The 9,136-nt window shown below is 63.2% G+C and carries 10 protein-coding genes and 1 pseudogene; 5 read left to right on the forward strand and 6 right to left on the reverse strand.

Translation table 11 applies throughout. The features are described from left to right. From AC1D1X_RS08845 to AC1D1X_RS08855, 3 genes and pseudogenes are all read right to left on the reverse strand, one after another. Positions 1 to 136 (reverse strand): annotated as a pseudogene (locus AC1D1X_RS08845) (3-phosphoglycerate dehydrogenase); the annotation flags it as partial. A 17-nt stretch (positions 137 to 153) separates the two neighbouring features. After that, positions 154 to 834 (reverse strand): RraA family protein, encoded by a 681-nt coding sequence (locus tag AC1D1X_RS08850; RefSeq protein ID WP_477670080.1) that lies wholly within the window; start codon positions 832 to 834, stop codon positions 154 to 156. 1 nt (position 835) lies between these two features. Beyond that, positions 836 to 1,804, reverse strand: a complete 969-nt coding sequence (locus AC1D1X_RS08855; RefSeq protein WP_477670081.1) for a Bug family tripartite tricarboxylate transporter substrate binding protein — start codon at positions 1,802 to 1,804, stop codon at positions 836 to 838. 108 nt (positions 1,805 to 1,912) lie between these two features. On the opposite strand from AC1D1X_RS08855, the gene AC1D1X_RS08860 reads away from it, so the two are divergent. Further along, complete coding sequence (locus tag AC1D1X_RS08860) at positions 1,913 to 2,668, forward strand: IclR family transcriptional regulator (protein WP_477670082.1); 756 nt, start codon at positions 1,913 to 1,915, stop codon at positions 2,666 to 2,668. A gap of 68 nt (positions 2,669 to 2,736) precedes the next feature. Then, positions 2,737 to 3,087 (forward strand): hypothetical protein, encoded by a 351-nt coding sequence (locus AC1D1X_RS08865; protein WP_477698151.1) that lies wholly within the window; start codon positions 2,737 to 2,739, stop codon positions 3,085 to 3,087. Between the two features lie 170 nt (positions 3,088 to 3,257). Here the strand turns inward: AC1D1X_RS08865 and AC1D1X_RS08870 are convergent, their stop codons facing one another. The 3 genes from AC1D1X_RS08870 to AC1D1X_RS08880 all read right to left on the reverse strand — a co-directional run bounded on the left by AC1D1X_RS08870 (position 3,258) and on the right by AC1D1X_RS08880 (position 6,021). After that, a complete protein-coding gene (locus AC1D1X_RS08870) occupies positions 3,258 to 3,557 on the reverse strand; it encodes a hypothetical protein (RefSeq protein WP_477670084.1) in 300 nt (99 codons plus the stop codon). A 48-nt stretch (positions 3,558 to 3,605) separates the two neighbouring features. Further along, on the reverse strand, positions 3,606 to 4,763 hold the full coding sequence (locus AC1D1X_RS08875; protein WP_477698152.1) for a formyltransferase family protein: 1,158 nt from the start codon (positions 4,761 to 4,763) through the stop codon (positions 3,606 to 3,608). A 97-nt stretch (positions 4,764 to 4,860) separates the two neighbouring features. Continuing rightward, the gene (locus AC1D1X_RS08880; RefSeq protein ID WP_477670086.1) at positions 4,861 to 6,021 is read right to left on the reverse strand and encodes an aminotransferase class V-fold PLP-dependent enzyme; all 1,161 of its coding nucleotides are present in this window, start codon (positions 6,019 to 6,021) and stop codon (positions 4,861 to 4,863) included. A 321-nt stretch (positions 6,022 to 6,342) separates the two neighbouring features. Here AC1D1X_RS08880 and AC1D1X_RS08885 point away from each other — a divergent pair, with 321 nt between their 5' ends. The 3 genes from AC1D1X_RS08885 to AC1D1X_RS08895 all read left to right on the forward strand — a co-directional run. Continuing rightward, a complete protein-coding gene (locus AC1D1X_RS08885; RefSeq protein ID WP_477670087.1) occupies positions 6,343 to 7,857 on the forward strand; it encodes a sensor histidine kinase in 1,515 nt (504 codons plus the stop codon). Next, positions 7,854 to 8,540, forward strand: coding sequence for a response regulator (locus tag AC1D1X_RS08890; RefSeq protein WP_477698153.1), 687 nt, complete (start codon positions 7,854 to 7,856; stop codon positions 8,538 to 8,540). Before AC1D1X_RS08885 ends, AC1D1X_RS08890 begins: the two co-directional genes overlap by 4 nt. A 94-nt stretch (positions 8,541 to 8,634) precedes the next feature. Next, positions 8,635 to 9,136: KUP/HAK/KT family potassium transporter (locus AC1D1X_RS08895; RefSeq protein ID WP_477698154.1), on the forward strand; the 502-nt coding region annotated here is incomplete at its 3' end.

The raw sequence follows: 9,136 nt of genomic DNA on the forward strand, positions 1-9,136 counted from the left end.
GGCAGAGGGCGACGATGTCTTCTTCTGTCGGCGTCTTGCCGGCGTAGATGACTTCGTAGCCCTGCAGAAGCGCCAGCGCTTCGGGTGCAAGGTCTGCGGCAGTGACCAGAATGACGGGTTTCACGGCGGCTTTCATGGCAGGTTGCCCGTTGCTCACAGCGACTCGCCTTCTTTCAATACCCCGGCGCTGCGCAGTGCTGACTCCAGCCATTTGGCCGCCGTGTCGCCTTTTTTGATCGCCGCTATCCGTGCGTTTTCGTCGGCCACCTTCTTCGCAGCGGCCGGCAGCAGGGATTCGATCTTCTCGCGTTCAACGACGACAACGCCGTCCGCGTCACCCATCACGAAGTCGCCCGCATGCACGGTGACACCGCCTGCTGTCACAGGGTGGCCGATGCGGCCCGGGCAGGTTTTGGTCGGGCCGTTCGGGTTGTACCCGGCCGCGAAGACAGGGAAATCCATTTCGTCGATTTCGAGGGTGTCACGGACTGCGCCGTCAATGACCACACCGACGATACCGAGCTGTTTGCAGGCGGTCATCATGATGGTGCCCATCAATGCCGCGGTGAGGTCACCCTTGCCGTCAATCACCAACACATCACCCGGCTGTGCCAACGACATGGCCGCGTGGATCATCAGATTGTCGCCAGGGCGAACTTCAACGGTGAAGGCCGTACCGGCAAATTTCATGCGGGGGCGCAATGCCTTGATGCGCCCGTGCATCGCACCCCGGCGGCCGGCGACGTCGGCCAGGATGGCGGGCTGGAATGCAGCGGCTTGGCGCACAACGGCGGCCGGCACGCGGTCAAATTTGCGGATGATGTCTTGTGTCATGTCAATCTACTTTCGCGCCGGATTCTTTAACAATCTTGCCCCAGCGGGTGATGTCTTCCCGGATCAGTTTGCTGAATTGCTCCGGCGTGCTCCCTTCCACGTCGGCGCCCTGGTCGCGCAGCTTCTTGCGCAGGTCGGCCGCCTGCAGCGCCTTGTTGATGTCGGCGTTGAGTTTGGCGACGACATCCTTTGGCAGGTTCGCAGGCCCGGCAATACCGAACCAGGTCACGGCCTCAAAGCCCTTGTAGCCGGACTCGGCAATGGTTGGCACCTGCGGCAGGTCTTCGGTACGTTTGGCCGACGTGACGGCGATGGCGCGCATTTTTCCGTTCTTGATGTGGCCAATGAGCGTGGGGATGGATGACACGTAGAGCTGCACCTGCCCGCCAATCAGGTCGGTGGCGCCCTGCGCCGCACCCTTGTACGGCACGTGCGTCAGCTTGACGTCTGCGGCCTTCTGGAAGGATTCGGTCGCGAGGTGCGCGACGGTGCCGTTGCCGGAGGTCGCGTAGTTCAGGGAGCCGGGTTTGGCCTTGGACGCCGCAACGATGTCGGCGAGCGTCTTGTACGGCGAATCCGCCGCGACGACGATGACCAGTGGCGCGCTCGCCACGAGGCTCACGGGCGTGAGGTCCTTCATGGGGTCATACGGAAGTTTGGCATACAGGCTCGTGTTGATGGCCAGGTTGCTGGTCTGGCCGAGCACCAACGTGTAGCCGTCTGCCGGCGACTTCGCCACGGCGTCTACACCGAGGTTGCCGCCCGAGCCCGGCTTGTTGTCAACGATGAAGGTGTAGCCCGGGCCCATGAGCTTGTTCGTGACTTCGCGGGCGATGATGTCGGTGCCGCCGCCGGCCGGGAATGGCACGACGAGGCGAATGGGTTTGGTGGGCCAGGCCTGCGCAAAGGCGCTGGTGGCCAGGGAACACGCGACGGCAGCGGCCAGCGCGTAACGGCGGGAAAGTTTCATGTATGTCTCCAAGGCTCCGCTTTAAACAATAGCTGCGGTATGGGTGTGACTGTAGGCGCGCGTTGCACGCCATACAATACCGTTTCATACAGTGAACCATGGTGCGGCATGCGAAACGATCCGATAAATGAGCCAGTTGAGACAGGCGGCGGCGTCATCGCGGTGACGCGGGCGCTCTCGTTGATGGAAGCTTTTGAGGTGGGCGAGTCAACGCTTTCGCTGGCGGAATTGAGCCGGCGCTCACACATGCACAAGACCACGGTGCTGCGCCTGGCGCGCACGCTGGCCTTGTCGCAATACATGGTGCAGGCCGACGACGGCCAGTGGCGGCTGGGGCCGGCCGCCGGCTGGCTGGGTGCGCGCTACCAGGCCGGGTTTGACGTCAATCGCATCGTCGAGCCCACGCTGCACGAGCTCGTTGAGGCAAGCGGCGAGAGCGCGTCGTTCTACGTGCGCGAAGGCGACATTCGCGCCTGCGTGGCGCGCGTCGAAGGGCCRCAATCGGTGCGGCACCACGTGCGCGTCGGGGAAAGGCTGCCCTTGAACAAGGGCGCGCCGGGGCGTGTGATCCTGGCCTTCAGCGGCGCAGCGGGAGAACCCTACGAGTCGATCCGTGAACAGGGGTACCAGATCTCGATGGGCGAACGCGAAGCCGAAGTGGCCAGTGTCGCGGCGCCGGTGTTCGGCCTTAACTGGCGATTGCTGGGGTCCATCTGCATCTCGGGCCCGAGTGCACGGCTGTCAAAAACCAAACTGATGAAGCACGCAAAGAGTGTCATCCGCGCGGCGAACCAGCTGTCGTATGCGCTCGCCGGAAGCAAGTCGGCCCACACGCCACGGGCGGTTTCGCGCTGGCATCCTTGAGAGTTGCGAAAGTTGCTTGCGAGACGCCTTGGGGTCGTCTGGAAAAAAAGAGGGTGCCTGGGGCGGATATGGCCCTGGAGGAGGCTTACATCAAGGCGCGGTTTTTCTCAATCGACCACTTCCTGCTCAACCAGACGCCTGATCTTCAACGCTTTCTCAAAGTGGTCCAGCCGGTGCGTTTGGATCCACCATTTTGCGGCCTCCATCAGGAGCTCCGGGTTGTCATTCTTGTTGGCAAAAAACKCGTAGAAAGACACGCCGACGTTTTCGCCTTTCTCTTTGATTTTGTTTTCGCAAACATCGATTATTTTCTGTTTCAAATGGGCACGCAATTGGCCTCCTCACGTCTTCGCCGACATCTTGARCGCCAAAGCAAGATAGTCATGAACATGCTGCTTGTCGTTGATGTCATGAACTGATGCCAATGCAGTCGCTGGTCAGGGTTTCAGGATTGGTAGTGTTGCTTGAACTCAGGGCTATTACAGCAAATCATGATTTTCGTTACTGCCAGCACTCGCAGCCACCACGCCGGACAAACCGAATCTCAGCTCACTTGCCAGAAATCTGCCGCTCCTCCAAGCGAAATCTCTTAAAGCTCGCGAGCGATCAACCAAGTACATAAGCCCACCACCAGAACCCCGGCAGCGATCAGTCCGGTCATCGTGGACATCCGGCGCTGGCGTTGACTGCATGGCAGGCAGTAATTGAAGGTTGCGCCTTTGTAGTGAGGCAGAGGCCATAGAAAGCCCGACCCGCCGCAGGCATAACACCGGCCCTGCGCATTCCTCCGCTTGCCCCGGCGGTCGCGCCACACCTGAATGATGAGCCCAACGATGGGCAGCACACCCAGGGCGCCGACAACCACCACCGCCACAACGATGTCAACCATTGCTATTCCGTACTCTTAGCTCACTTCGTGCCCGAGGGGCGTGTCGACTTACCCGACAGCAAGCTGCCGCTCCCCCAACGCAAYATCCAGCATCATCTCGCTGGCCAGGGTACCCAGTTCCTTCTGCAACGCCTCTACCGACAAATTGGCCGGCACCAGCAAATGCGCCTCGACCTTGAAAGTCTGCTTGCCCGAGACACCGCTGCGCACGATGTCGGTGTGAATGCTCTCGATGCTGATGCCGCGCTCGGCGAGCATCTTGGTCAGGTTGCTGACGATGCCCAGGCGGTCTTCGCCTACCAGTTCGAGTTCAAACACGCGCAGGGCGGCGGGGGTGTTGGCGCCGTCACTCTTTGCTACGACCACTTGCAGGCCGCTGGACTGCAGGCCGCGCAGCGAGGTGGCGAGGTTGTCGGCGTTTTCGCGCGGGACTTCGAAGTGGACCATGCCGGCGAATTCACCGGCCAGGCGTGTCATGCGGCTGGCGGCCCAGTTGGCGCCGAAGCGTTGGGCTTTGTCGGCCAGGGAACTGACGATGCCTTGCCGGTCTGTGCCGACGATGGAGACAACCAACGAAGTGTTGGCGGATGAGACCTCTTCGGTCAGCACCACGGCCTTGCGCAGCATGGGGGCGCGGGTGGCGAAGGCTGGGTCTTGCACATCGGCGGGCAGGCTGCCTTGCAGGCGGGCGTGGTGCACGACTTTGCTGAGCAGCGCCAGGCCCATGGGCGCGAGGGCGCGCTCCCACAGTTCGCGGGCGGTTTCGCCTTTTTTGACAAAACACCAGTCTTGCGCGGCGATGGCGCCGGCGTCCCAGCCGTCGGCCAGGTGGTAAACGGAGCCGCCGGCAATCGGGTCGCCTTCCAGAATCGTCCATTCGACGGCCGCGATGCCGCGGTGGCGTGGCAACAGCGAGGGGTGGTAGCCGATGCCGCCCAGGCGCGAGCGTGCCAGTGCGTCGTCGCTCACGCGGGCATGCGTGTGCGCGGCGATGATGAGTTCGGTGCCTTCGGCAATCGCCTCGCCGGGGACGATCTTGGGGTTGGCCAGCACATGCACGGGGATGCCGGCGGCGCGCCCTGCAATCGCCAGCCGGTCGTCTTCAGCGGGGGCGACGATGCTGGTGAACTCAATGCCTTCTTCTTTGCGAAGCGCCTCAAACACCGAGGCTGCGAAAAAACGGGAACCGACCAAAGCGCATTTCATGGACACGTCTCTTTAGGAATGAATAGATAAAGGGATGGATTAAAACGGAAAGCGGACATAAAAAAGGGAGCCGAAGCTCCCGATGAGAAACAGCCGCTCAGGCCGCGACAGCCTGGCGCGCCTTCTCGGTCAGGCCGATCTGGTCGAGTGCGGCAGCGAGCTGGCCGACAGTGCGGTCAGACTGGTGCCATTTCTCGAGGCCAAACAGGCCGACGCGGAAAGTCTTGAAGTCGGCGCCCTCATCGCACTGCAGCGGCACGCCGGCAGCGGTTTGCAAACCTTGTGCAAGAAATTTTTTGCCGGACTGGATGTCAGGGTCTGTGGTGTAGCTGACGACCACGCCCGGGGCCTTGAAGCCTTCGGCGGCCACGCTGGGCAGGCCGCGGCTTTCAAACAGTTTGCGCACCTTGCTACCCAGGGCTTCCTGCTCGGCCTTCACTTTGGCAAAACCGTAGTCTTGCGTTTCTTTCATCGCGGCGCGCAGGCGCGTGAGGGCGTCTGTGGGCAGGGTGGCGTGGTAGGCATGGCCGCCGTTTTCATACGTTTCCATAATCTGCATCCACTTTTTCAGGTCGCAGGCAAAGCTGGAGCTGGCGGTRCCGTCTATCGCGGCGCGGGCGCGCTCGCTGAGCATGACCATGGCGCAGCAGGGTGAGCTGCTCCAGCCTTTTTGCGGGGCGGAGATGAGCAGGTCAACGCCGGTGGCCTTCATGTCGACCCACATGGCGCCGGAGGCAATGCAGTCGAGCACAAAGAGGCCGCCCACCGCATGCACCGCGGCGGCCACAGCCTGCAGGTAGCTGTCGGGCAGGATCATGCCGGAAGCGGTTTCGACGTGCGGGGCAAAAACGAGTGCGGGCTTTTCTTTGGCGATGGCGGCGACCACGTCGGCAATGGGTGCGGGCGCCCAGGGGGCTTGCGCGCCGGGGCCGGTTTGTTTGGCCTTGAGCACGGTGTGCGACGCGGGGATGTGGCCCATGTCAAAGATTTGCGTCCAGCGGTAGCTGAACCAGCCGTTGCGGATGACCATGACGTGCTTGCCTCCCGCGAACTGGCGGGCCACGGCTTCCATGCCGTAGGTGCCGCTGCCGGGCACCAGGGCCACGGCGTGCGCCTTGTACACGTCTTTGAGGATGCGCGAGATGTCGCTCATCACGCCCTGGAAGCTTTTTGACATGTGGTTGAGGGCGCGGTCGGTGTAGACCACCGAAAACTCGAGCAGTCCGTCAGGGTCAACGTTGGGGAGGAGTCCGGGCATGGTGTTGTCTCTCAAATCGTTATGAAAAGTCGGGCAGCCAGCTTAACAGGATGAGGCGATTTTGGCAGTGGGGTTATGTGTGGTCGCGGGGGGGCAACAAGGAGCGGGAAGGCTGTGCCGCAGGGGTCTATTCGCTATCAATTTCATAGCTGCTCGCGCAGATTCCTATTGGGCTGCAGGCACTTTTTATAGGTAAAAGTTGATACAAGTCAAGAATTCCGGGCATTTTGCGGCTCTGGGACATGCCCAGCCCCTCGCCACACCCCCCAAGCCTTCCTGATGCAATCCTGATGCGGCCGATGGTACGCTGGGCTTCTGATGATGAAAGCTGCTGAACCTACACCCGCCACCGGCACAAGTTTGCGCCACTGGGCCATCGTGGCCCTGCTGCTGGCAGCCGCCACCGGCGGCGGGCTGCTGCTCGACAGGCAAGTCACGATTGCCAGCCAGGCCATGCTGTATGTGCTGGTCGTGGTGGTGGTGTCTTACACCATGGGCTGGAAGGAATCTGTGGCCTCGGCGCTGGTGGCGGTGACGGCGCTGAACTACTTTTTTGTGCCGCCGCGTTTTACCTTTGAGGTGGAGAGCCGGGATCACCTGATTGCGATTTTCAGCATGCTGCTGGTGGCGCTGACCATCAGCCACCTGTCTGCGCGGCTGCGGCGCGAAACGGCCGCGGCGCAGCTGAACGAGCAGCGCGCGCGCCAGCTGCAAGGCCTGGCCACGCAGCTTTCCACCGCAGCAACGGCACACGACATTGCCACCCTGGGCCAGGCGGCGCTGGATGAAGCCTTTGAAGGCCCTTGCCTTTTGGGCACGCTGCAGGCAGGGGGCGAGCTGTCGAACGCGGCGGTGCTGGAGTCTTCGGTGCTGGACGGCATGAAGTGCTGCATGCGCGAAGCGGCCACGCTGGGGCCCGGCACCGGGCGCTGGCCGGGGCTGAACGCCTGGTACCTGCCGCTGGGCGACAAGGCGCAGATGCACGGCGCCGCGCGGGTAGAGCCCGCACCGGCACACGACACCGGCGGGCGCGAACATGCCGAGGCGCTGTGCGCGCTGCTGGGGCAGGCGCTGTGGCGGCTGCAGCTTAGCAACTCGATGCAGGCGGCACAGGGCGAAGCGCAACGCCAGCAGGTGCAAAGCACTTTTCTGGCGGCCATTTCGCATGACCTGCGCACGCCGCTGGCAACCGTGGTGGGCGCCGCTTCAGCGCTGCAAACGCAGGGCGACAAGCTGGCCCCAGCCGAGCAGGCGCGGCTGCTGGGCAGCATTGTGAGTGAGGCCTCTTATTTATCGACCGTGACGGAGAACACGCTGCAGCTGGTGCAGCTGTCCAACACCGCGCAGCCGCCGGCGCGGCAGTGGGAGTCTCCAGAAGAAATTGTCGGCACCGTGCTGGCGCGCGTGCGCAAGCGCGACCCCGAGCGCCGCATTACCTCCACCGTGCAGGCCGGGCTGCCGCTGATCAAGGCAGACCCGGTTCTGCTGGCGCAGCTGGTAGACAACCTGCTGGACAACGCGCTCAAGTACAGCACGGGTGCGATTGCGCTGTCGGTGGAGGCCCAGGGCAACACGCTGCGGCTGACCGTGAAAGACAGCGGTCCGCAGATTGCAAAAGACAAGTACGAGGCCATCTTTGCGCCCTATGCGCGCGGTGACCAGTCCGGCCCGCGCGGTGCGGGCCTGGGCCTGGCGCTGTGCCGCGCCATTGCAGAGGCGCACCAGGGCCGGCTCTTTTTATCGTCGCGCCGTGATGTTGGCGAATCGGGTGAAGGCAATGTCTTTACCCTGACGCTGCCGATTGAGGCCCAGCAACCCGCCGGGATGCAGCCATGAGCCTGCGCCTTCTGGTGGTGGAAGACGACCGCGACCTGCGCGAGCTGATGCGCGCGTCGCTGTCGGTGGAAGGCTTTGAGGTACAGACGGCCGTGTCGCTGAGCGAAGCCRCCGCGCTGGTGCGCAACGACCCGCCCGACGTGATTGTGCTGGACCTGGGCCTGCCCGACGGTGATGGCGCTGAGCTGGTGCAGGAAGTGCGGCGCAAGCATTCGCTGCCCATCCTCGTGGTGTCGGCCCGCCACCAGGAGGCGCAAAAAATCAAGCTGCTGGACGCGGGCGCCGACGACTACCTGACCAAGCCCTTCAGCGTGAGCGAGCTGCTGGCGCGCATACGCGTGGCGCTGCGCCACCGCGGCACGGCCCTGGCCGCGGCCGTAACGGTGCATGAACTTGATGGTTTGCGTGTGGACCTGACGCTGCACACCGCGCAGCTGCACGGCGAGACCCTGCACCTGACGCCCACCGAGTTCAAGCTGCTGGCGCGGCTGGTTCGCAGTGCGGGCCGCGTGGTGACGCACCGGCAGCTGCTGGCCGACGTGTGGGGGCCCGAATACACCGAGCACGTGCATTACCTGCGGCTGTACATGGCGCAGCTGCGCGCCAAGATTGAGCAGGAACCGGCCGAGCCCCGGCATTTACTGACCGAAACCGGCGTGGGTTACCGGCTGGCGGTGGACTGATACCGGCCTGAACGGCGATTTCCTTACGCGTACTTATGCGTTCCTGATGCCCGCCGGCCGACAGTGAAGCCTTGTTCACTGACGGATGGAATGTATGGGAAATGTCGCAACGACTGCGAATGCTGCTGCAGAGGGCCAGGCCACAGCCGCCAACAACACAACGCGAAAAAAAGGCCACCGCGAAGGCGTGGCGGCGCTGACGCTGGGCGCACTGGGTGTGGTGTACGGTGACATCGGCACCAGCCCGCTTTACACCATGAAGGAAATCTTCAGCCCCGCCACGGGCGTGCCACTGGATGCCCAGCACCTTATCGGCGCGGTGTCGGTGATCTTCTGGGGCCTGATGATGATCGTCACGCTCAAGTACATCCTGCTGATCTTGCGGGCCGACAACAATGGCGAAGGCGGCATCATGGCGCTGACCGCGCTGGCGGCCAAGGCGGCAGGCCACAACCCGAAGGCGCGCACCGCCCTGCTGCTGACGGGCGTGCTGGGCGCTTCGCTGTTTTACGKCGACAGCGTCATCACGCCGGCGATCTCGGTGCTCAGCGCGGTTGAAGGGCTGGAGGTGGTGACGCCCGCGCTCAAGCCCTATG

It is taken from the genome of Polaromonas sp. P1_G4 (genome assembly GCF_056405475.1).